Origin of the sequence: Nitrospirillum karajorum, from assembly GCF_036348415.1 — a bacterium.
GTDB classification, from domain to species: domain Bacteria; phylum Pseudomonadota; class Alphaproteobacteria; order Azospirillales; family Azospirillaceae; genus Nitrospirillum; species Nitrospirillum amazonense_B.
Genome location: NZ_JAZBQB010000001.1, coordinates 907,132 through 928,458, shown reverse-complemented (window position 1 = coordinate 928,458; position 21,327 = coordinate 907,132). Strand labels below are relative to the sequence as shown.

General features: G+C 70.1%; 14 protein-coding genes. 9 read left to right on the top strand and 5 right to left on the bottom strand.

The features are described from left to right. Nucleotides 1-13: 13 nt before the first annotated feature. From UCD39_RS04215 to UCD39_RS04200, 4 genes are all read left to right on the top strand, one after another. Complete coding sequence (locus UCD39_RS04215; RefSeq protein ID WP_330494835.1) at nt 14-2,272, top strand: TonB-dependent receptor family protein; 2,259 nt, start codon at nt 14-16, stop codon at nt 2,270-2,272. A gap of 149 nt (nt 2,273-2,421) precedes the next feature. Further along, nucleotides 2,422-3,006, top strand: coding sequence for a nucleotidyltransferase family protein (locus UCD39_RS04210; RefSeq protein ID WP_330494834.1), 585 nt, complete (start codon nt 2,422-2,424; stop codon nt 3,004-3,006). 125 nt (nt 3,007-3,131) lie between these two features. Continuing rightward, entirely contained in the window at nt 3,132-4,397 is a 1,266-nt protein-coding gene (locus tag UCD39_RS04205; RefSeq protein WP_330494833.1) for an MFS transporter, read from the top strand. 249 nt (nt 4,398-4,646) lie between these two features. Further along, nucleotides 4,647-8,318 carry a diguanylate cyclase gene (locus UCD39_RS04200; protein ID WP_330494832.1) on the top strand — a complete coding sequence of 1,224 codons (3,672 nt, stop codon included), beginning with the start codon at nt 4,647-4,649 and terminating at the stop codon, nt 8,316-8,318. Between the two features lie 39 nt (nt 8,319-8,357). Here the strand turns inward: UCD39_RS04200 and UCD39_RS04195 are convergent, their stop codons facing one another. After that, on the bottom strand, nt 8,358-10,310 hold the full coding sequence (locus tag UCD39_RS04195) for a glycosyltransferase family 2 protein (protein ID WP_330494831.1): 1,953 nt from the start codon (nt 10,308-10,310) through the stop codon (nt 8,358-8,360). Nucleotides 10,311-10,593: 283 nt separating this feature from the next. Between UCD39_RS04195 and UCD39_RS04190 the strand changes: the two genes are divergently transcribed. The 3 genes from UCD39_RS04190 (at nt 10,594) to UCD39_RS04180 (ending at nt 13,495) form a co-directional block, all read left to right on the top strand. Then, complete coding sequence (locus UCD39_RS04190; RefSeq protein WP_330494830.1) at nt 10,594-11,577, top strand: glycosyltransferase family protein; 984 nt, start codon at nt 10,594-10,596, stop codon at nt 11,575-11,577. A 72-nt stretch (nt 11,578-11,649) separates the two neighbouring features. Beyond that, nucleotides 11,650-13,116 (top strand): methyltransferase regulatory domain-containing protein, encoded by a 1,467-nt coding sequence (locus tag UCD39_RS04185; protein ID WP_330494829.1) that lies wholly within the window; start codon nt 11,650-11,652, stop codon nt 13,114-13,116. A 133-nt stretch (nt 13,117-13,249) separates the two neighbouring features. Next, nucleotides 13,250-13,495, top strand: coding sequence for a hypothetical protein (locus tag UCD39_RS04180; RefSeq protein ID WP_330494828.1), 246 nt, complete (start codon nt 13,250-13,252; stop codon nt 13,493-13,495). A gap of 31 nt (nt 13,496-13,526) precedes the next feature. Here UCD39_RS04180 and adhP read toward each other — a convergent pair whose 3' ends face one another. The 4 genes from adhP to UCD39_RS04160 all read right to left on the bottom strand — a co-directional run bounded on the left by adhP (nt 13,527) and on the right by UCD39_RS04160 (nt 17,750). Continuing rightward, nucleotides 13,527-14,555, bottom strand: a complete 1,029-nt coding sequence (gene adhP / locus UCD39_RS04175) for an alcohol dehydrogenase AdhP (protein ID WP_442943559.1) — start codon at nt 14,553-14,555, stop codon at nt 13,527-13,529. A gap of 114 nt (nt 14,556-14,669) precedes the next feature. Continuing rightward, the gene (locus UCD39_RS04170; RefSeq protein WP_330494827.1) at nt 14,670-15,044 is read right to left on the bottom strand and encodes a chaperone modulator CbpM; all 375 of its coding nucleotides are present in this window, start codon (nt 15,042-15,044) and stop codon (nt 14,670-14,672) included. Nucleotides 15,045-15,048: 4 nt separating this feature from the next. Next, a complete protein-coding gene (locus UCD39_RS04165; protein ID WP_330494826.1) occupies nt 15,049-16,038 on the bottom strand; it encodes a DnaJ C-terminal domain-containing protein in 990 nt (329 codons plus the stop codon). Nucleotides 16,039-16,043: 5 nt separating this feature from the next. Beyond that, nucleotides 16,044-17,750, bottom strand: a complete 1,707-nt coding sequence (locus UCD39_RS04160) for a bifunctional aminoglycoside phosphotransferase/ATP-binding protein (RefSeq protein WP_330494825.1) — start codon at nt 17,748-17,750, stop codon at nt 16,044-16,046. 365 nt (nt 17,751-18,115) lie between these two features. Here UCD39_RS04160 and UCD39_RS04155 point away from each other — a divergent pair, with 365 nt between their 5' ends. Together UCD39_RS04155 and glyS are read left to right on the top strand one after the other, a co-directional pair. Beyond that, nucleotides 18,116-19,030 carry a glycine--tRNA ligase subunit alpha gene (locus UCD39_RS04155; protein ID WP_330494824.1) on the top strand — a complete coding sequence of 305 codons (915 nt, stop codon included), beginning with the start codon at nt 18,116-18,118 and terminating at the stop codon, nt 19,028-19,030. A 3-nt stretch (nt 19,031-19,033) separates the two neighbouring features. After that, nucleotides 19,034-21,163 (top strand): glycine--tRNA ligase subunit beta, encoded by a 2,130-nt coding sequence (gene glyS, locus UCD39_RS04150; protein ID WP_330494823.1) that lies wholly within the window; start codon nt 19,034-19,036, stop codon nt 21,161-21,163. The last annotated feature ends 164 nt before the right edge of the window (nt 21,164-21,327 follow it).

Below are 21,327 nucleotides of genomic sequence, written 5' to 3'. Positions count from 1 at the left end.
AGGGGGAAATTCGATGTTGAAGAATCGGTTGTTGGCGGGTGTGTCCCTGCTGATCCTCAGTGTTTCTTCCACCGCGTTCGCGCAGACGGCGCCGGACGCCGCCGCGGATGCCGATACCATCCAGGAAATCGTGGTGTTCGGCCGCGGCGAAACCCGTCAGGTGCAGGCCATCACGCCCACGGACATGCAGATCGCCGTCCCCGGCGCCAGCCCCATCAAGGTGATCGCCAAGCTGCCGGGCGTGAACTACCAGGCCGCCGATCCCTACGGCGCCTATGAATGGGCGGTGCGCATCTCCGTGCGCGGCTTCAACCAGAACCAGCTGGGCTTCACGCTGGATGACGTGCCGCTGGGCGACATGAGCTACGGCAACGACAACGGCCTGCACATCAGCCGCGCCATTTCCTCCGAAAACCTGGGCGTGACCCAGATGGCCCAGGGCACCGGCGCCCTGGACACGGCGTCCACCTCCAACCTGGGCGGCACGCTGAAGTTCGTCTCCAAGGACCCGGACACCGAGGCCGGCGGCCTGGCCAGCGTCGCCTACGGCAGCAACGCCACCGTGCGCGCCTTCGGCCGCATTGAGACCGGCGAGGTCGATGGCGGTGGCCGCGGCTATCTCAGCTACGACTACCAGCATGGCAACAAGTGGAAGGGCCACGGCGAGCAGTGGCAGCAGCAGGCCAACGCCAAGTTCGTGCAGCCGGTGGGCGAAGGCACGCTGACCACGTGGGTCAACTATTCCGACCGGCACGAGAACGACTACCAGGACCTGTCCTTGGCCCTGATCGGCAAGTTCGGCTACAAGCTGGATAACATCTCGGACAACTACACCCTGGCCAAGTCCATCGCCAGCGCCTACCAGGCGGGCACCGCCATCCCCGCGCCCTACAGCACCCCCGATGACGTCTATTACGACGGCGCCGGCAACCGCCAGGATGTGGTGGGCGCCACGAAGCTGGAATACCCCATCACCGACAACCTGTCCCTGAAGGCCATGGTGTACGGCCACCATGACAAGGGCATGGGCACCTGGGATACGCCCTACGTCGCCACCCCGGCGGCCTTTGGCGGCTCCCCCATCTCCATGCGCACGACGGAATATGACGTGGCGCGCATCGGCACGGTGGACAGCCTGAGCTACACCCTGGGCGACCACGTCATCGAGGGTGGCTTCTGGTTCGAGAACAACGATTTCGACCAGGCCCGCCGCTTTTATGGCCTGGGCATCAACAGCCCCGGCCGCACGGCGGACGAGTTCCAGGACAACCCCTTCTATACCCAGTGGCACTACGCCTTTAACACCAAGACCTACGTGTTCCACCTGCAGGATACCTGGCAGGTCCTGGACAAGCTGAAGGTCAACTACGGCTTCAAGTCGGTGAAGGTGGAAAACCAGAGCACCACCCTGGTCGGCGATACCATCAACGGTACCATCGACACCTCCAAGGGCTTCCTGCCGCAGATCGGCTTCAACTATCAGCTGACCGACAGCTCGGAAGTCTTCGGCGACTACGCCCAGAACGTGCGCGCCTTCGTCTCCGCCCACACCGGCGACAGCCCCTTTGCCACCACGCAGACGGGCTTCAACATCATCAAGGGCAACCTGAAGCCCGAGACGTCCGACGCCTTTGAACTGGGTTACCGCGCCCATATCGACAAGACGTTCGAAGCGGTGGCCGCCGCCTATTACGTCAGCTTCCACGACCGCCTGCTGGTGTCCACCGTGGGCAGCGGCATCCAGGGCAACGCCTCCGCGCTGACCAACGTCGGTGGCGTGACGACCAAGGGCGCCGAGGTCGCGGGCACATGGCACTTCGTCAAGAACTGGTCGCTGTACGGCTCCTACTCCTACAACCAGTCCACCTACGATGATAACGTCGGCACCTACCAGACCCGCGGCAAGACGGTGGTCGACAGCCCGCGCAACCTGGTCAAGACTGAACTTTCCTACGACGACGGCATGATCTTCGGCGCGCTGTCGGGCAATTACATGAGCGAGCGGTTCTACACCTACCTCAACGATGGCCGTGTGCCGGGCTACATGACCTTTGACCTCAGCTTCGGCTATCGCTTCCAGGGTGGTGGCTGGCAGCGGGACCTGGAAATCCAGGGCAACGTCACCAACCTGTTCGACCGGCACTACGTCTCGTCCATCGGCACCAACGGCTACGTTTTCAGTGACTCTGCTAAGGGCGCGGAAGGCACCTTCCAGACTCTGCAGGCCGGGGCGCCCACCGCCCTGTTCGTCTCCGTGCGCAAGAAGTTCTAAGTCGGGTTTGGTTGCATAACTGCGACATTTTGGGATGTGACCTTTTGGGACCTATTGGTCCCTGACAAAAGACCGATACCACTAAAGAGCCTCGCCGGGAGACTGGCGAGGCTCAAATCTTTTGTGGAAACGGCACCGGGGCGTCCCTCATGCAACAACTGACTTACGGTGACCGCCTGAAGGGCATCATCCTGGGCGATGCCCACCGGATGCGCCTGCTGGACCACGTGCGCGCGCTTGGTCTGCCCGATTGCTGGATTGGCGCCGGCTTCGTGCGGAACGCCGTTTGGGACCATCTGCATCGCGTGCGCGCGGTCCAACCTTTGGAAGCTGACCTGCCTGAAAGCGATGTCGATGTGCTCTGGTTCGATCCAGACCGCACCTCTCTGGCGATTGATCGGGAACTGACCGATCGCTTGCTGGCGCAGGAGCCGGACGCGCCCTGGTCGGTGAAAAACCAGGCCCGCATGCACAGTCGCAACAGCGATGCGCCCTATGCCTCCACCGCCGACGCGCTGCGCCATTGGCCGGAGACGGCCACCGCCGTGGCGGTGCGCCTGACGGGCACGGGCGGGTTGGAGATTCTGGCGCCCTTCGGGCTGGCCGATCTGTTCGGCCGCATCATCCGCCCCACCCCCGCGTTTCGCGGGGTCAAACTGGGCATCGTGCGTCAGCGGATACGGGACAAGCGGTGGCTGGAGCGTTGGCCCCTGCTGCAGGTGGATGAGGACTGACCACCCCCGTTTATCGTCAAGCCCCAGGCGGGCGGGCCTGGTTTTCGCAACTAACCGTTTCCTAATTAACCTGTGCCCGGTACAGAAGACGGCCGTCCTTGTTCCCAGCGCAGGTCGCCCTTCTCATGTCCGTGCCGTCCCCCACGCCGCCCGCGCCCACCGTTGGCGCTGCCGGCCAAACCCTTTCCGCCGGACTGACGGCCTTGTTCGCCGTCACGTGCGGTGTCGTGGTCGCCAACATCTACTATGTCCAGCCGCTGCTGGCCGACATCGCCGCCAGTTTCCAGGTGGGCATGGGGTCGGCGGGCATGCTGGTGACCGTGACCCAGGTGGGGTATGCCCTGGGCCTGCTGCTGGTGGTGCCGCTGGGCGACACCCATGACCGCAAGCGCCTGATCCTGTCCCTGTTGGCCCTGTGCGTCGCCCTGCTGCTGGCGGCGGCGGCCAGCCCGACCTTCCTGACCTTCGCCGTGGCGTCGCTGGGCCTGGGCGTGCTGTCCTGCGCCGCCCAGGTGGCGGTGCCCTTCGCCGCCTCGCTGGCACCCGATCACAGCCGGGGGCGCACGGTGGGCACGGTGATGAGCGGCCTGATCCTCGGCATCCTGCTGGCGCGCACCATCGCCGGCGCCATTGCCCATTATGCTGGCTGGCGCGCGGTCTATGTCACCGCCGCCGTGGCGATGGTGGTGCTGGGCCTGCTGCTGGCCCGGGCCCTGCCGGCCGACCCGGCGCGGCCCCGCATTCCCTATGGCCGCCTCATGGCTTCCGTGCTGCACCTCGCCCGCACCGACGCGGTGCTGCGCTGGCGCTCCCTCATGGGGGCCTTGGGCTTCGCCGGGTTCAGCGTGCTGTGGACGGGCCTGACCTTCGTGCTCAGCGACGCGCCCTATCATTTCGACCAGGCCACCATCGGCCTGTTCGGTTTGGCCGGGCTGGCCGGGGCGCTGGCGGCCAGCCGGGCGGGGCGCCTGGCGGACGGGGGCCACGCCCACCGGGCGACGGGCCTGTTCGCCGCCGCTTGTCTGGGCGCCTGGCTGCTCATGGCGCTGTTGGCGCCCATCGTTCCATGGGCGTCCTTATCCCCTCTGGGCTCCGGCCTCGTCGGGCCGCTGGTCGCGCTGACGGCCGGCATCCTGCTGTTGGATGTTGGCGTCCAAGGTCTGCAGATCACCAACCAGAGTATCATCTATGCCGGCAACCATGGTGCGCGGGGACGGGTCACCACCGTCTACCTGACCACCTACTTCGTGGGCGGCGCCTGCGGTTCCGCCGTGGCCAGCCTGGCCTGGGACCATGGCGGGTGGCTGGCGGTGTCCGGCACCGGGGGCGCCATCGCCCTGGCCCTGCTGGGGTGCTGGCTGCTGGCCCATGCCCGCCGCCAGGATGGCTGATCCAAGCGGCCCACCGCCGCCGCATGCTCCAGCCAGACGATGCCCCATGCTTGCGGGCGCCTAACCTTTTGCACTGCTGTTCCCCCCTGCGATTCCCAGTCTTCGTCACGCTCAAGCGCGATAATTTCCGGAAATCACGGGCGAGGTCGCGTGCTGGCGAGGATTTGGTAAGAGTTCAGCGTCAACATGCTCGCCGGATCGCCCGTCGTGGCGAATTCTTGAGACTGGGAAGGGGCATTGGGCCCGGCCATGGTGGGACGGCGTTTCTTGCGGGCGGGCGGCGCGGTAAGCGCCCTGACGCGGTGGCTGGGCATGGCGCTCATGATCGCCTGCGCGGTCGTGCCCGCGTCCGCCGGCCCCGTGCCCCAGCCCGCTGACCAAGCCGACCCGCAGGTGCCGGACACGCGGGTGCCGGAAACGCGGGTGCCGGACACGCGGGTGCTCGACGCGCGGGCCGGCGAGGGGCCTATGGGCGATGCCCCCGACCGCTGGGCGCGCCTGTCCGGCCCCGAATTCGACCATTTCATCAGTTCCCTGCACCTGCCCAATGACGTGGTGACCAGCGTGGCCCAGACCCGCAAGGGGCTCATCTGGCTGGGCACGCCTGGGGGACTGGTGCGGTTTGACGGCTATCGCGCGCAGATTTACCGGGCGGCGGCCGATGTCCGCGCCACTTTTACACGGGATGCGGGCGCGCCGCCCCCGGCCGGAGTCCTGCCCGATGCCTATGTGCGCAACCTGTTGGTTCTTGAAACCGGTGAGCTGCTGGTAGGCACCAACGCCGGGGGCCTGGTGCGTTTCGACCCGGACGTCAACGGCTTCCGCCCTGTGCCCATCGCGCGCCACGACGCGGCCGCTCGCATCATGGCCATGGCGCCCGCCCGGGATGGCGGCGCCTGGATCGTCTCGGACCAGGGATTGGACCATTACGATCCGCCATCGGCCACGGTGACGCCGATCGTCGATGCCGGCCCCGGCGGCATCAGCGCCCGCCTGTTCACGGTGCTGGAGGATAGCCGCGGCGCCCTGTGGATAGGGGGGCATCCCGGGCTGTTTCGGCGCGCCGCCGGCGAGGCGGGCTTCAGCCGCGTGATGGCGCCCGCCGGCAGCCCCGACCTGGCGCGCGCGTTGGCGGATGACGTCCGTGCCCTGTACGAGGATGGTCGGGGCCGTATCTGGGTGGGCACCGCCGACAGCGGCGCCTTCACCTGGGACCCCGACCATGCCCGTCCTGAGGAGGTCGCCGGACTGACGGAAGGGGACGGCCTGGCGGCCCGGCACATGATCCGCGCCTTCATTGAACCCGAAGGGCCGGGTGGTCCGCTCTGGCTGGCCACCGACGGTGCCGGAATCGTGACGCGGGCTACCGATGGCCAAGTTGGCCGCCTGACCCATTCCGAGATGGTGGCGACCTCGCTGGCCGCCGATGTCGTCCACGCCTTCCTGCGCGACCGCAGCGGCAATGTCTGGGTGGGAACGGAGCGCGGCGCCGATCGGGTGGAGGCGGGACGGCGCCTGATCGCCACGGTTCAGACGGCGGCCCCCGGCGGCACGGGCTTGGCCGACCCCGATGTGCATGCCTTGGCCGTGGATGGGGCCGGACGGGTCTGGCTGGGGCTGGGCCATGGGCGGGTGGACGTCGTGGACGCCAACGGCGTCCTGCGGCGCGTCCTGGGGCCCTCGGTGGATGAGGGTATCGATGTCTGCACCGTCGTGGTGATGCCCGACGGCGGTATCCTGGCGGGTGGCCGGGGCGTCACCCACGTCAATCCCGACACCCTGGCGGCCACCCCATCCTGGATACCGGCCCTGGATGATACTGTCGTTCTGTCCCTTGCCATTGTCCCCGCTGCCACTGTCCCCGCCGCCGGGGGGACCAGCGTGCTGGCGGGCGGCTATGACGGGCTGTTCATCCAACGGCCGGACGGCGCCCTGACCCATCTGGTCCATGATCCGGCGGACCCGGAAAGTCTGCCGGGCGATCAGGTTAACAAGATTCTGGTCATGCCGCCCGATGCCGGCGCGCCCGCTGGCGCCGTCTGGCTGGCGACATCCGGCGGCCTGGCCGTGGCCGACCTCCGCGACTTGCCGCGCTTGCGCTTCCATACCCTGCGGACCGCATCGCGGCCGGGGACGGTGGGGGTCCTGATGCACGACGTGGTCAACGACATCGTCCTGGACGGCGTTGGCAACCTCTGGGCCGGCACATACGGCGGTGGCTTGGCGATCCTGCCGCCCGCCCTGATGCGCGATGCCCTGGCCGGGCGGCCGGGCGTCGTCCCCCAGATATTGGATGAGGCGCAGGGACTGCCCAGCAACGCCATATCCGCCCTTGCCCTGGATGCGGAGGGCCACATCTGGGCCAGCGCCGCCGCCAGCCTGGTGAGGTTCAACGGCCCCGGCTTCCCGCCTCGAGTCCTAAGCGCCCGGGATGGCGTCATCGTTCGCTCCTTCAACATCAAGGCCGCCGCCCGATCCCCCGATGGACGTGTGCTGTTCGGCGGGCTGGGGGGACTGACCGTCGTGCGGCCGGAACTGCTGACCCCTTCGGTGCCGGTGGGGGTGTTGGCCGTCACCTCGCTGGATGTCAACCACGTGGTGCTGCCGCCCGGCCGCCTGCCCACGCCGGGCGGCACGCTGACGCTGAAGCCGGGGGTCAAGACGATACGCCTGGCCCTGTCGCTGCTGGATTTCCGCGCGCCGCGCGACACCCGTTACGCCTATCGCCTGGATGGCTTCGACGAGGACTGGGTGGAGGCCACCGGCGCCCAGCCGCAGGCCGTTTATACCAACCTGTCGCACGGCGACTATACCTTCCGCGTGCGCGCCTGGACCGACCTGCCCGGCTTGGTCCTGTCGGATCGGCAAGAGGCGGTGGTGGGCTTCGACCCGGACGCCGAGCCGGTTGCCCCGCCGACGGCGGGCGCCACGGCCGCGCTGACCATCCCGCCCCTGGCGGAACTGGCCTTCCACCTCACGGTCCTACCCCATTGGTATGAGCAGCCTTGGTTCCGGCTGTTGATGCTGTTCGGCCTGCTGGCCCTGGTGGCCTGCGTTCTGGCGGTGCGCACCGAGGCGCAGATGCGTCGCGAGCGGGCCCTTGGGCGCATCGTCGCCACCCGCACCCGGGATCTGCGGGCCGCCAACGCCAAGCTGGAACAACTGGCCAGCACCGACCCCCTGACCGGCATCCTGAACCGCCGCCGCTTCTTCGAGCTGGCACGCCTGGAATGGGATCGGTCGCGCCGCTATGGCCACATCTTCTCTGTCATCCTGTTCGACCTGGACCACTTCAAGCGCATCAACGACACCTATGGCCACTTCATGGGGGATGAGGTGCTGCGCGCGGCGGTGAAGGAGGCGGGGCAAGCCTGCCGGACCGTGGACCTGCTGGCCCGCTTCGGCGGGGAGGAGGTCATGATGCTGTTGCCGGAGACGGACCTTGCCGGCGCCCGCGCGGTCGCGGAACGCGTGCGTATCGGCCTGGCGGCGCTGGCGGTGACTTATGATGGACAGACGGCCCAGGTGACCGCCAGCCTGGGCGTCGCCCAGTGGCGCGGTCCCGATGAAACGCTGGAGGATTTGTTGGCCCGGGCGGACGGCGCCCTCTACCAGGCCAAGAAGGGCGGCCGCAACCGGACGGTGCTGGCCTGTGACGCGCTGGACCGCGCGGCCCGCCAGGGATGGGCCATCGTCCCCACCGGCGATGGTCCGGCGGGTGACATGGGTGTGGCCGATACGGGGATGTCTGATACCGGGGCGGGCGGCGGCGTGGCGCCGGCGCCCAGCCCTCTGGAACCGCTGGCCCGGCTGGCCGGCCTGGGCGATGCCGGCCTGGTCGATCCGTACGAGCGCGAGACCCATCACCGGCCGGTATCTGGCGAAGAGACGCCGACCGAGCCCAAGGTGGCGTCCAACTGATCCGACGCCAGCGGCGGCCGACACCAGAGGGTCGAAGCCCTACCGCGTCACCGGCCCGTGAACCAGCCCCGGCAGCGCCAGCCAGTCCTCCGGCCCATCCAGGGACAGCCCGGGGTTCCAGGACCGATCATGGCCGATGGCGGCACCCCAGCGCTCCAGGAAGGCCAGGCGCTCCTGCTCCACCCGTTCCCGGCGATCGGAGGCGTAAGGCTCCAGCGCCGTCAGGACGGCGTGGGGCGTCCATAAGGTGGCATACCCCGCCTGTTCCAGCCGCAGGCAGATGTCCACGTCGTTGAAGGCGATGGGGAAGGTGTCGGCGTCGAAACCGCCGACGGCCTCGAAACAACTGCGGCGGATGGCCATGCAGGCGCTGGCGACGGCGCTCACCCGGTGGGCGCACAGGCCGATGCCCAGGTCGCCCACGGTGTCGCCCGGCCGGCCGGCGAAGCGCGACCCGGCAAGGCGGGCCGCGCCCGGGCCATTGCCCAGGCCCAGCACGATGCCGCCGTGCATGATGGTGCCGTTGGTCGACAGCACTTTGGGCCCTACGGCCCCGATGTCGGGGCGGATGGCCTGCGACACCAGCTCGCGCAGCCAATCCGGGTTCTGCGGCTCCATATCATCGTTCAGGAACACCAGCACCTCGCCAGCGGCGGCGACGGCGGCGCGGTTCATCATGTCGGCGAAATTGAACGGGCCGCGGTGCTGGATGACCCGGGCCCCCGGCCGGTCGCGCAGCCCATCCAGATAGGCCAGGGCCTCGGGGTCGCGGCTCTCATGGTCCATCACCACCAGCTCGAAGGCGGGATAGCGGGTCTCGCCCAGGATGGCCTCGACACAGGGGCGCAGCAGCTCCACCCGGTCGCGGGTCGGCATCAGCAGGCTGACCACCGGCAGGCGCTCGGGCAGCGGCCAGATCACCCGGCGCGCGGTGTGGATCTCGCCCTTGGCGTCCTTCTCCGTTACGGGTTCGGCCACCGCACCCGGATGATAGGTCGCCAGGAAGGCTTGCAGGGCCGGCAGGCTGCCCAGGGGCAGGGGGCGGCGGCGGCGCAGCAGGACGCGCGGCATGTGGCGGATATGCCCCCGACCCGCCAGGTGGGCGGCCTCCAGCAACAGGCGGTAACGGTCCAACTGGCCCGCCGGCTGGCCCACGGCCATGGCGCGGCGGGCCAGCGCCGTGCGCATCAGCAACAGTTGGCCAGGGTAGACGCCGCTGGACCCGTACAGCAGGTCCGGATCGAACGCGGGCTTCAGCACCGGGCGCAAGGGATGACCCAACCGGTCGGTCCATTCCTCGTCGGTGTACAGGATCTGCGTGTCCGGGTTCTGCGCCATGGCCAGCACGCACAGCGCCAGGGCGTGGCGCGGCAGCAGGTCGCCCGGGGCCAGCAGGGCCACCGTATCGCCTTCCACCTGGCTGAGGGCGGGTAGGCCGGCCCCCCGGCGTTTCACCCGTGGGTCGCGGAAGTCCACGGTGGTATCGGCGGGCAGCCACAGTTCCCAGGTGTCATGGATCTGGCGGGTCAGGCTGTCCACCGTCCGGCGCACGGCGGTGGCCCAGGCGGCGGGCTTCAGGCCGCTCGCCTCGGCCCCCGTCATGATCAGGCTGATACGGGGCGGGGCGGGCAGGCGGGCCAGGGCGACGGAGATTTCACCCGCCTCGGTGCGGCGCGGCCCGTCACGACGCAAGGTCCAGGCGCGGTAAAAGGATCGCGGGGCCAGCGATTGCCAGAGGCGGCTGGCCACGTCGCCGAACTGCCCATGCGCGACCATGCGGCTCACCGCGCGGGCCAGGGCCATGCCGGTGGGGCCGCGCAAGGGGCGGGTGGGCGGGGGCGGTGCCGCGTCGATGGCGGTGCCCGGCACATGCTGGCTGCCGGGATGGGCGCCGAGGGGCGCGCCCTCCAAGTCGCTGGCGGCCTGGCTGTGCGTGGCCGAGGCGTCTTGCGCTGACCCCGCATCGGGGTGGTCCGGGTTCTTCTGATCCACGTGCCGGTCGCCCCGCCTCTTGGATAACGGCTTTCGGGTCTGGCGACGCCCCTTGCGCCGCCAAGCCCACAAACAACAAAGCGCCAACCCCTGTGCCAGGTTTCCCTGCACACCGATCGGCGCTCCCCCAACTGGCCGGTCCCCGGATTTTCCCCGGGCCCGCCCCGTGTCGTTATGAGGCAATTCATGGGGGACAGGGCGGGCCCGGGTCAAGCGGCAAAGCGGGACGCCGCTGCGCGACGGGTGTCGCCAAGGCCGGGGCCGACTGGTATCCAAGGCGGTCATGGACGCCCCACCGCCTTCTTCCGCCCAGTCGCCCCCGGGAACCCCGTTCCCCGGCCGCATCGCCGCCCTCATCGTCGCCTACCGGCCCGACGATGGCCTGGGCGCCTGCGTGGCCGCCGCCGCCGGCGTGGCGGACAGCGTGCATCTGTTCCAGCAGGAACGGGGGCGGGACGCCGCCGCCGACGCGCGGGTCGACCGGGCCGTGGCGTCGTCGGGGGCCAGCCTGGCCACCGACGACGCCAACATCGGCCTGGCGGCGGCGCAGAACCGCCTGCTGGCCCAGGCCCTGGCCGCAGGGGCGGACTGGCTGCTGCTTCTGGACCAGGACAGCGTGGCGCGGCCCGGACTGCGCGCCGCCTTCGCCGCGGCCCTGACCGCCGCTCCGCCGGATACCGGCCTTCTGGCGGCCCGCAATGTGGAACCGGGCGTCGTGGGCTCCGGGGCAGGGCAAGAGGCCAGCGCCCCAGAGTCGCCCTGGGTGGTCAGCGCCGATGGCCAGCGCTGGACGGTGGTGCCGAAGCTGGAAGGGCCGCTGCTGCCCGACCTGCTGCTGGCCCCGGCCTCGGGCAGCCTGGTCAGCGCCGCCGCGATCCGCACCTGCGGCCCCTTGCGCGACGACTTTTTCATCGATTGGGTGGATGTGGAATACGCGCTGCGCCTGCGCCGCGCCGGCTTCCGCCTGGTGGCCGTCCGGGATGCCCTGGTGGACCATCGGCTGGGCGCCGTCACCCAGGTGCCGGTGGCCGGGCGGTCCCTGGCCGTGACCCACCACGGCGCCCGGCGCCGTTGGTTCCAGGCGCGCAACGCGCTATGGACCTGGCGTCTGCATGGGCGCGCCGTGCCGGCGCTCAGGGTATGGACCTTGCGCATCCTGGCCAGCACGGCCCTCAAGATCGCGGTGCTGGAACGGGGGCGGGGTCCCAAGCTGGCCGCCTTCGCCAGCGGGCTGTGGCGCGGCCTGACGCGACGCCCCGCGGCCTGACACCCGAGGACGGGCTTGTCGCCGCATGAGCCGCGCACTATCAGTGATGTTTCCGCCCGCGAAGACACGAGCATGACCGCCGACTGGACCCGGGGCTACGCCTCCGACATCGACTATACCCGGGGCTGGTACCGGGAGCTGTCACCCCTGTGGCTGGACACGGCGCTGGCGCTGGCGGGTGTCGCGCCGCCGCAGCCCACGGAGCACGGCCCCGTCTGGCTGGAACTGGGCTGCGGCCATGGGTTGTCGGCCCTGGCGCTGGCGGCGGCCCGCCCGGACATGACGGTCATCGCCGTCGATTTCAACCCCACCCACATCCATGGCGCCCAGCGCCTGGCCCAGGCCGCCGGCCTGGCCAACATCCGCCTGGTCGAGGCCGACTTCGCCGAACTGGCGGAGGACACCACGGGCCTGCTGCCGCCCCTGGATTATGTGGCCCTGCACGGCGTCTATACCTGGGTGGGGGATGAGAGCCGGCGGCACATCGCCCGCCTCATCGCCCGCCGGCTGAGGCCGGGCGGTGCCGCCTATCTCAGCTATAACTGCCTGCCTGGCTGGGCGGCGGCCATGCCGGTGCAGTTCCTGCTCAACGCCTACGGCCAGGCGCTGCCCGGTCCCAAGGCCGCCGCCGGCGACCAGGCGCGCGACCTGCTGCTGCACCTGTTGAACCAGGGGGCCGGCTATTTCACCGGCAACGCGGCGGCCAGTGCCCGCACCGACCGCCTGCGCGGCGCCACGGCGCCCTATCTGGTGCATGAATACATGCACAGCGGCTGGCGGCCGGCCTACCACGCCCAGGTGGCCGACGACCTGGCGGCGGCCAAGCTCAGCTACGCCGGCAGCGCCGCCTGGGTGGAGAACTTCCCCGACCTGATGATGACCCGGGCGCAGCAGGACATGGCGGCGTCCGCCCCCACCCGCGCCCTGGCCGAAACGGTGAAGGACTACGTCACCAACCAGCCGCTGCGCCGCGACATCTTCGTGCGCGGGCCCCTGGCGCTGGACGCCCGCCAGCGTGTGGCCCGGCTGGGCGCCCTGCGCTTGGTGGCCCTGGGCGAACCCGGCGCCGCCCTGCCCGATTTCACCCTGCCGCTGGGCAGCCCCGATCCCGAGGTGTCGCGGCTGTTCCACCCGGTGCTGGCGGTGCTGGCCGGCGGGCCCGCCACCCTGGCCGACCTGGTGGAGCATCTGGCGCGCACGGTGCCGGATTGGGGTCCCGACAGCGCCGGCTGCCTGCTGCGGGCGGTCGCCATCCTGGTGGCGGGTGACGTGCTGTCCCCCTGCCTGGCCGACGGGCAAATCCAGGCGGCCCTGCCGGGCGTGCGCCGCCTGAACCAGGCCCTTTTGGCCGACAGCCTGCCCGGCGGCGCCGCGCCGGACCATGAGGTCCGCCTGCCGGAACGCCTGGCCTCCGCCGTCACCGGCGGCGGCGTCATGGCCTCGGTGGAGGAAATGGGCGCCTTGGCCGCCCATTGGGCGGGCGAGGTGGTCATGCCCCCCGACGCCTTGTCCCGCCTGGCGCGGCTGGGCGTGCTGTGACGGCAACGACATGTCGCTTTGACGCCCGGCCGGTGGCGGCTTAATCTCCGGCGCCTGATTGATCATCCCAAGACGCCCCCTCCATGACCCACGCCCCGTTCCCCCAGCCCGTCACCGTCCTGCGGAGCCATTGATGCTGGCGAAGCTGGTGATCCTGGTTGGTTTGGTCGTCCTGGTGTGGAAGGCGTATCAGTGGGGCGCCCTGGCCCAGCGGCGCAAGATGGCCGGCGGGGCGCCCGCCGCGCGTGCGCCTGGTGCCGCCACCCCCCGGGCGCCGGAACCCGCCGCCGAGGATTTGCACGCCTGCGCCATCTGCGGCGCCTACGTCGCGCGCGGCTCCACCCCCTGCGGCAAGCCCGAGTGCCCGCAGCGGCGCTGAGCGATGTCGCCAGCGCCGCCGGGTACTTTGCTTACAGCGTCACCACCACGCGGCCGTTGACCGTGCCGGCGCGCAGGCGGTTGAAGATGGTGTTGATGGCGTCCAGGGGCTGCACCTCCACCTCCGCCTTCACCTTGCCCTCGCCGGCGAAGGCCAGGGCCTCGGCCAGGTCGGCGCGGGTGCCGACGATGCTGCCGCGCACGGTGATGCGGTTCAGCACGACGTCGAAGATGGGCAGGCCGAATTCACCCGGCGGCAGGCCGATCAGGGCCACGGTGCCGTGGCGGCGGCTCATGCCCACGGCCTGGGTGAAGGCGGGGCGGGAGACGGCGGTGACCAGCACGCCGTGGGCGCCGCCGATGTCGCTGTGCAGGCGCTTGGCCGGGTCTTCCTTGCGCGCGTTCACCGTCAGGTCGGCGCCCAGCTTCCGCGCCAGTTCCAGCTTGTCGTCGGCCACGTCGATGGCGGCGACGTGCAGGCCCATGGCCTTGGCGTACTGCACGGCCACATGGCCCAGCCCGCCGATGCCGGAGATGGCGACCCACTGGCCGGGCCGCGCCTCCGTCTCCTTCAGGCCCTTATAGACGGTGACGCCGGCGCACAGGATGGGGGCGATCTCCTCGAAGCCCACGCTGTCGGGCAGCACGCCGACGAAATTGGGATCGGCCAGGACATAGTCGGCATAGCCGCCGTTGACGGAATAGCCGGTGTTCTGCTGGGCGGTGCACAGCGTTTCCCAGCCCGTCAGGCAATGTTCGCAGTGGCCGCAGGCGGTGTACAGCCAGGGCACGCCCACCCGGTCGCCTTCCTTCACGTTGGTCACGCCGGCGCCCACAGCGGCGACGTAGCCCACCCCCTCATGGCCGGGGATGAAGGGCGGCTGCGGCTTCACCGGCCAGTCGCCGTCGGCGGCGTGCAGGTCGGTGTGGCAGACGCCGCTGGCCTGGATCCGCACCAGGATCTGGCCGGGGCCGACCTCGGGCACCGCCACCTCGCGCAGTTCCAGGGGCTGGCCCAGGGTGTGGACGACGGCGGCCTTCATGGTCCGGGGCAAAGACATCGGGGTGGTCCTTCCTGTCGTGGTTCTGTCGGGATGGTCGGGGGCGGTTGTCCAGAGGGGCCGTCCAGTCGCCGACAGAAGACACCCCTGCGCGCGCCGGGGCCTTGAGGTGGGTCAAGGCTTGGGGCGGTTCTCGTCGGTCTCCGGTTCCGCCGTCGCCGACAGCACCACCTGGCGCACCTCCGGCGGCAGGCGGTCCAGCACGCCGGCCACGCCGCGCAGGGCGGCGCGCAGGCTGTAGACCTGGTCTATCAGGGACAGGACCAGGGGCAGCGTGTCCTCCGCCACCCCCATGTCGTGGCGCAGGTCGCGGATCAGGCCGACGCGGGCCACGTCCACGGGGTGGAAGCGCCAGTCGCCGGCATGTTCCGGCGCGCGGTCGCCATCGGGCCGCACCCAGCCCTGGGCCACCCACCAGTGGATTTCCTGTACCGCGATATCGGGATACCGCGCGTTCACGGACTCCAGCGTCAACAGCGTCGTGCTCATGGCTTCAAGCTCCCTCACGGTCCAGGTCGGCCAGACCCGCGCGGGGGTCGGCGTCGTGCCGGGGCGTCCAGCCCTCCAGGAAGGCCGCCAGCTCCGGCTCCTCCCCGGGGGGTAGAACCACTTTCAGCTCCACCACCTGATGGCCCTGGCGGATGCCCCGGCCCTTCAGGCGCAGGCGGGTGCCGCTGCTGGAGCGCGGCGGGATGGCCAGCATGACGCTGCCGTGGATGGTGGGCACCTTGACCTTGGCGCCCAGCAGCGCCTCCTTCAGGGTGACGGGCAGCTCGATGACGATGTCGTCGCCGTCGCGGCGGTACAGCGGGTGGGGCGACACCGTGACCTCCACGAAGGCGTCGCCGGCGGGCCCGCCGTTCAGGCCCGGCCCGCCCTTGCCCGCCAGGCGCAGGGACTGACCGTCCTTCAGCCCGGCGGGGATGGCCACGTCCAGCACCTGGCCGTCGGGCAGGGTCAGGCGGCGGGTGGCGCCCTTGGCGGCGGTCAGGAAATCCACCGTCAGGGAATAGTGCGCGTCCGCCCCCTTCAGCGGAAAGCCGCCGCCGGGTTGACCACCCATGCCTTGCCCGCCCATACCTTGTCCAAACGCGCGGCGCAGCAGACTTTCCAGATCCTCATGGTCGAAGCCGCCCAGGTCCTCGGGGCCGGCCTGATAGCGCCCGTGGCCGCTGGCGAAGGGATCACCGGCATGCTGGCGGTAGAAGCCGCCGCCCCTATTTCCGCCCCTGTTGCCGCCGGCGGGGCCGCGCGGCGCGGTCTCGGCGCCAGTGTCGTCGATCTCCCCGCGGTCGAACCGGGCGCGCTTCTCCGGGTCGGACAGCAGGGCGTAGGCGGCGGCGATCTCCTTGAACTTGGCCTCCGCCTCCGGCTTGCCGGGGTTCAGGTCCGGATGGTGTTTCTTGGCCAGCGCGCGGTAAGCGGTGCGGATGGCCTTTTCGTCGGCGTCGCGGGCGACGCCCAGCAGGGCATAGGGATCCACCGGAGCTACCTCATTCCAGGGAATGGACCAGAGCCGAAAATGGGATCGACGGACCGGGCGGCACGGCCAGTGAGTGCGCGACCAATGGGCGGCCGGCCGGTCTTGCCCTCCGCCGCCGGGCGCAACGCCAGCTCTTCCGCCTGGCGCAGCACCGCCGCGGGGGGCATGCCGGCATCCAGGATAGCCCAGCGCACGTCGCCGGCGCCCCGGCGCATCTGGCTTAATAAGACGGGTAGGTCGGCGTCGGACGCATCCCGGACGGGGTCCTGTTCCCGGCGGCGCAGCCGCTCCGCCAGGATGTTCTCCGGCGCCTGCAGCCACAGGCCGGTGAAGCGCACGCGCGCCTCCGCCGCCACCTTGGCCGCCAGCTCCCGCTCCTCCGGCCGGGCGAACACCGCGTCCAGGATCACGCTGCGTCCGGCGGCCAGGCAGGCGGCGGCCTGGGTGCGCAGGCGGTCATAGACGGTCGCGCCCACGGCGGGGGTGTAGGCCTCATCCGGCAGGGGCTGGTCCGGGGCCAGGCCGAACAGCTGCTTGCGGATCACGTCGGTCCGCAGCACCCGCGCGCCGGGCGCGACACCCAGCAGGGGCGCCAGGTCGCGGGCCAGGGTGGACTTGCCCGTGCCACTGAAGCCGCCCACCGCCACCAGGCGCGGCCGGTCGCGGCGCAGGAACTCCAGCGCCAGTTGCAGATAGCGGTCGGCCTCCACCGCGCCCGCCGTCTTCTGGGTCGGCGTGGTCTGCCGCCGGGCGGCGGCGGCCGTGACCTGCGCCCGCACGGCGGCGCGCACCGACAGGAACAGGGGCAGGGCGGGCAGGCCGCCCAGCGGCCGCCCCTCCGGGCTGGCCACATCCTCGCCCGTCAGGTCCAGATAACGGTTCATCACCAGGCTGGCCAGGTCCGTCCGCTCGCGGAAGCACAGGTCCATCAGCAGGAAGGCCAAGTCATACAGCACGTCGGTGCGTGCCAGGCTGGGGTCGAACTCGATGGCGTCGAACGGCGTCGGCGCGCCGTCCACCAGGCAGACGTTGCCCAGGTGCAGGTCGCCGTGGCAGTCGCGCACCCGCCCGGCGTCGCGTCGCGCGTCCAGCAGGAAACCCTGCGCCGCCAGGGCGGCCTGCGCCTTGGCGTTCCAGGCGCGGATTTCGCCGGCGGTGAAGGCATCGCCCGGCTTCAGGTTGGCGCGGGTGATGGCGATGGCCTCCCCCAGGCCCTGGGCGCCGCCGCCGTCCGTTCGCGCGGGCTGGGCCCGGTGCAGGCGGGCCACGCGGTCGGCCAGGTCCAGCATCAGGGATGGCGTCAGGCGCCCCTGGGTCGCCATGCGGTCCAGCAGGGCGTCCTGGTCGAAACGGCGCATGACCAGCAGCCAATCCACCACCTGGCCCCCGGGCAGCGGCGGCTCATCCTCCCCCGCCGCCCATTCCGGCCCCAGGATCAGGCCGTCCGGGGTGCGCAGCACCGGGCGCAGGCCCAGATACAGGTTGGGGGCGAAGCGCCGGTTGACCGCCAGTTCCGCCAGGCAGAAGTGCCGCCGCCGCTCCACCGTGGAATAATCCAGATAGGAATAGCGCACGGCGCGCTTCAGCTTGTAGGCCCGGTCGCCCGCCAGGAAGACGTGGGAGATGTGGGTGTCGATGCGCTCCACCCGCCCCCGGGCGCCGAAGGATTCCGGATAGGTCAGGAAGACAAGCGTCTCGGTCTGGTCGTCCATGAAAGGCAGACTCCCTGGGAAGAAAGGGGGGCGGGGACCTGGGGGTGACGGGGCGCCAGCAGGCTCCTCTTGGAAAAACGATACGTCGGCCCAGGGTTCCGCCGCGTTGAGCGGGATCAACCGGGCCCCTTCCTTTGCAAAACGAATCTGGACCCTTGCAAAAGGTCGCCGGTGCCCCGCGAAACATGCCTGCCACACCCGCGTCAAAAGGGGGCGCGCATGCGGCAAACGCGTCGGTCGCCGCCTTGATTTGGGGTTCACCCGCCTTGTAAGGTGCGCCGCAACGCAACAAGGGGCTGGGGAGGACGGGTTTTCGGGCCCGAAAGGTTCCTTTTCCGCCCTTCCAGTGTGAAGACGGTCAGGCGATGGCGGCCTCAGGCGCGGCGAAGCTCAGTTTCCAGGGACTTATCCTGACGCTCCACCAGTTCTGGTCGGAGCAGGGGGCCCTGATCCTCCAGCCCTATGACATGGAGATGGGGGCCGGTACCTTCCACCCCTCCACCACCTTGCGCGCCCTGGGCGCCACGCCGTGGAAGGCCGCCTTCGTGCAGCCGTCGCGCCGGCCCAAGGATGGCCGCTATGGCGAGAACCCCAACCGCCTGCACCAGCATCACCAGTACCAGGTGATCCTGAAGCCCTCGCCGGCCAACGTGCAGGAGATTTACCTGGAAAGCCTGCGCCGCGTGGGCATCGACCCGGCCCAGCACGACATCCGCTTCGTCGAGGACGACTGGGAAAGCCCCACGCTGGGCGCCTGGGGCCTGGGCTGGGAAGTATGGTGCGACGGCATGGAGGTGACGCAGTTCACCTACTTCCAGCAGGTGGGCGGCATCGAGTGCGAGGTCGTGGCGGCCGAGCTGACCTACGGCCTGGAACGCCTGGCCATGTACATCCAGAACGTCGAGAACGTGTACGACCTGGATTTCAACGGCCAGGGCGTGAAGTACGGCGACGTCTATCACCGCAATGAGCGGGAGCAGAGCGCCTATAACTTCGAGGCTGCCGACACCGCCATGCTGCTGCGCCATTTCGAGGACGCGGAGCATGAGTGCGCCGAGCTGCTGAAGCGCGGCCTGGCCTGGCCGGCCTATGAGCAGTGCATCAAGGCCTCGCACAACTTCAACCTGCTGGACGCGCGCGGCGTGATTTCGGTGGTGGAGCGGCAGAGCTATATCCTGCGCGTCCGCGACCTGGCCAAGGCCTGCTGCGAAGCCTGGGTGGCCGGCGATAAGAAAGTGGACTGGACCCTGCCTGGGCCCGTTTCCGGTAAGGGGGCCTGAGCCATGGCCGAGCTGCTGATCGAGCTGTTTTCCGAGGAAATCCCCGCCCGCATGCAGGTGCGCGCGGCCGAGGATTTCAAGCGCCTGGTGACCACCAAGCTGGTTGATGCCGGCCTGGCCTTCACCGACGCCATCGCCCATTCCACCCCGCGCCGCCTGACCCTGGCCGTGACCGGCTTGGCCGTCCGCCAGGCCGACGTGCGGGATGAGCGCAAGGGCCCGCGCGTCGGTTCCCCCGACGCGGCCGTGCAGGGCTTCCTGCGCGGCGCCGGCCTCACCAGCCTGGACCAGTGCGAACAGCGCGACACGGGCAAGGGCGTGTTCTGGTTCGCCGTGGTGGAAAAGCCGGGCGGGGCCACCATCGACGCCCTGCCGGGCATCATCGACGCCGCCATCCGCGAACTGCCCTGGCCCAAGTCCATGCGCTGGGGCAACAACACCTTCCGCTGGGTGCGGCCGCTGCAGTCCATCCTGGCGCTGTTCGACGGCACCGTGGTGCCGGGCTACCTCACCCTGAAGACGGCCGAACCGGCGCCCGAGGTGTCGGAAGGCAACGTCTGCCTGGGCGGCGAGCCCACCGCCGTGACCTTGCCCTATGGCAACACCACGCGCGGCCATCGCTTCCTGGCGCCCGACGCGCTGACCATCGCCGACTTCGCTGATTACCAGCAGAAGCTGGCCGGCGCCTTCGTCGTGCTGGACCGTGAGGCGCGCAAGGCCCGCATCCTGGAACAGGCCAACGCCCTGGCTGCCGCCGAGGGCCTGAGCTTGCGCGACGATCCCGGCCTGCTGGAAGAGGTGGCGGGTCTGGTGGAATGGCCCGTGGGCCTGATCGGCACCATCGACCAGGCCTTCATGGACGTGCCGGCGGAGGTGCTGACCACCTCCATGCGCACGCACCAGCGCTATTTCGCCCTGGAGACCAATGACGGCAAGCTGGCGCCGCGCTTCATCCTGATGGCCAACCGCACCACCGAGGACGGCGGCAAGGCCGTGGTGGCGGGTAACGAGCGCGTGCTGCGCGCCCGCCTGTCGGACGCCAAGTTCTTCTGGGACATGGACCGCAAGGTGCCGCTGGAAGACCAGGCCAAGAAGCTGGCCGACATCACCTTCCATGCCAAGCTGGGCACGACGGCGGCCAAGGTGCAGCGGGTGGAAGGCCTGGCGGCGGTCATCGCCCGGGCCATCCACGCCGACGTGGATGCCACCCGCCGTGCCGCCCGGTTGGCCAAGGCCGATCTGGTGACTGGTCTGGTGGGGGAGTTCCCCGAGGTGCAGGGCGTCGTCGGCCGCTACATCGCCTATGAGCAGGGCGAAAGCGCCGCCGTGGCGGAGGCCATCGCCGACCATTACAAGCCCCTGGGCCCCAGCGACAGCTGCCCCACGGCCCCGGTTTCTGTGGCGGTCGCCCTGGCCGACAAGATCGACACCCTGGTGGCCTTCTTCGGCATCGATGAGAAGCCCACGGGATCGCGTGATCCCTACGCTTTGCGCCGCGCCGCCCTGGGCGTCATCCGCCTGGTGGTGGAGAACGGCCTGCGTGTGGACCTTAGCGACCTGTTCCTGGTGGCGCGGGGCCAACTGGGCCTGGACCACGCCGCCTTGGATGGCGAGTTGCTGGCCTTCTTCGCCGACCGCCTGGTGGTGGCCCTGCGCGAAAAGGGCGTGCGCCACGATCTGATCGCCGCGGCGCTCGCCGGCCGGGCGGAGGGTGACTTGGTCCGCCTGCTGGCCCGCGTGGAGGCGTTGGCCGGCTTCGTCAACACCGACGATGGCGCCAACCTGCTGGCCGCCTTCCGCCGTGCCGCCAACATCCTGCGCATCGAGGAGAAGAAGGACGGCCACGCCCATGATGGCGTGCCGGACGCGGCGCTGTTGCAGGTGGATGAGGAAAAGGCGCTGGCGGCGGCGCTGGATGCCGCGCGCACGGCGTCGGAGCCGGCCCTGGCCGCCGAGAACTATGTGGGCACCATGGCGGCGCTGGCCACCCTGCGCGGCCCGGTGGACGCCTTCTTCGACAAGGTGACGGTGAACGCGGACGATCCGGCCCTGCGGGCCAACCGGCTGCGTCTGCTGGCCGGCATCCGTCGCACGCTGAACCATGTGGCGGATTTCTCGGTCATCGAGGGATGAGTTCGCGGGGGCCGGGAAACCGGCCCCCGTTTTCGTATGGGCCGCCCGCGCCCACCGCATCGGGCGGTCACAATCTTGGCCCTTCCGCTGGCCGGGATAGTTTGCAAGGCTTTGATATCAGTACGCGTGACCAAAACGGGGCCGGTCTTGGCCGGACCCCGAAA

What these genes read in the sequence shown, in the direction of transcription:
- UCD39_RS04210 (WP_330494834.1), top strand. Translation starts at nt 2,422, where the DNA reads ATGCAACAACTGACTTACGGTGACCGCCTGAAGGGCATCATCCTGGGC.
- UCD39_RS04160 (WP_330494825.1), bottom strand. Translation starts at nt 17,750, where the DNA reads ATGGACGACCAGACCGAGACGCTTGTCTTCCTGACCTATCCGGAATCC.
- UCD39_RS04185 (WP_330494829.1), top strand. Translation starts at nt 11,650, where the DNA reads ATGACCGCCGACTGGACCCGGGGCTACGCCTCCGACATCGACTATACC.
- glyS (WP_330494823.1), top strand. Translation starts at nt 19,034, where the DNA reads ATGGCCGAGCTGCTGATCGAGCTGTTTTCCGAGGAAATCCCCGCCCGC.
- adhP (WP_442943559.1), bottom strand. Translation starts at nt 14,555, where the DNA reads ATGTCTTTGCCCCGGACCATGAAGGCCGCCGTCGTCCACACCCTGGGC.
- UCD39_RS04155 (WP_330494824.1), top strand. Translation starts at nt 18,116, where the DNA reads ATGGCGGCCTCAGGCGCGGCGAAGCTCAGTTTCCAGGGACTTATCCTG.
- UCD39_RS04180 (WP_330494828.1), top strand. Translation starts at nt 13,250, where the DNA reads ATGCTGGCGAAGCTGGTGATCCTGGTTGGTTTGGTCGTCCTGGTGTGG.
- UCD39_RS04190 (WP_330494830.1), top strand. Translation starts at nt 10,594, where the DNA reads ATGGACGCCCCACCGCCTTCTTCCGCCCAGTCGCCCCCGGGAACCCCG.
- UCD39_RS04215 (WP_330494835.1), top strand. Translation starts at nt 14, where the DNA reads ATGTTGAAGAATCGGTTGTTGGCGGGTGTGTCCCTGCTGATCCTCAGT.
- UCD39_RS04205 (WP_330494833.1), top strand. Translation starts at nt 3,132, where the DNA reads ATGTCCGTGCCGTCCCCCACGCCGCCCGCGCCCACCGTTGGCGCTGCC.
- UCD39_RS04170 (WP_330494827.1), bottom strand. Translation starts at nt 15,044, where the DNA reads ATGAGCACGACGCTGTTGACGCTGGAGTCCGTGAACGCGCGGTATCCC.
- UCD39_RS04200 (WP_330494832.1), top strand. Translation starts at nt 4,647, where the DNA reads ATGGTGGGACGGCGTTTCTTGCGGGCGGGCGGCGCGGTAAGCGCCCTG.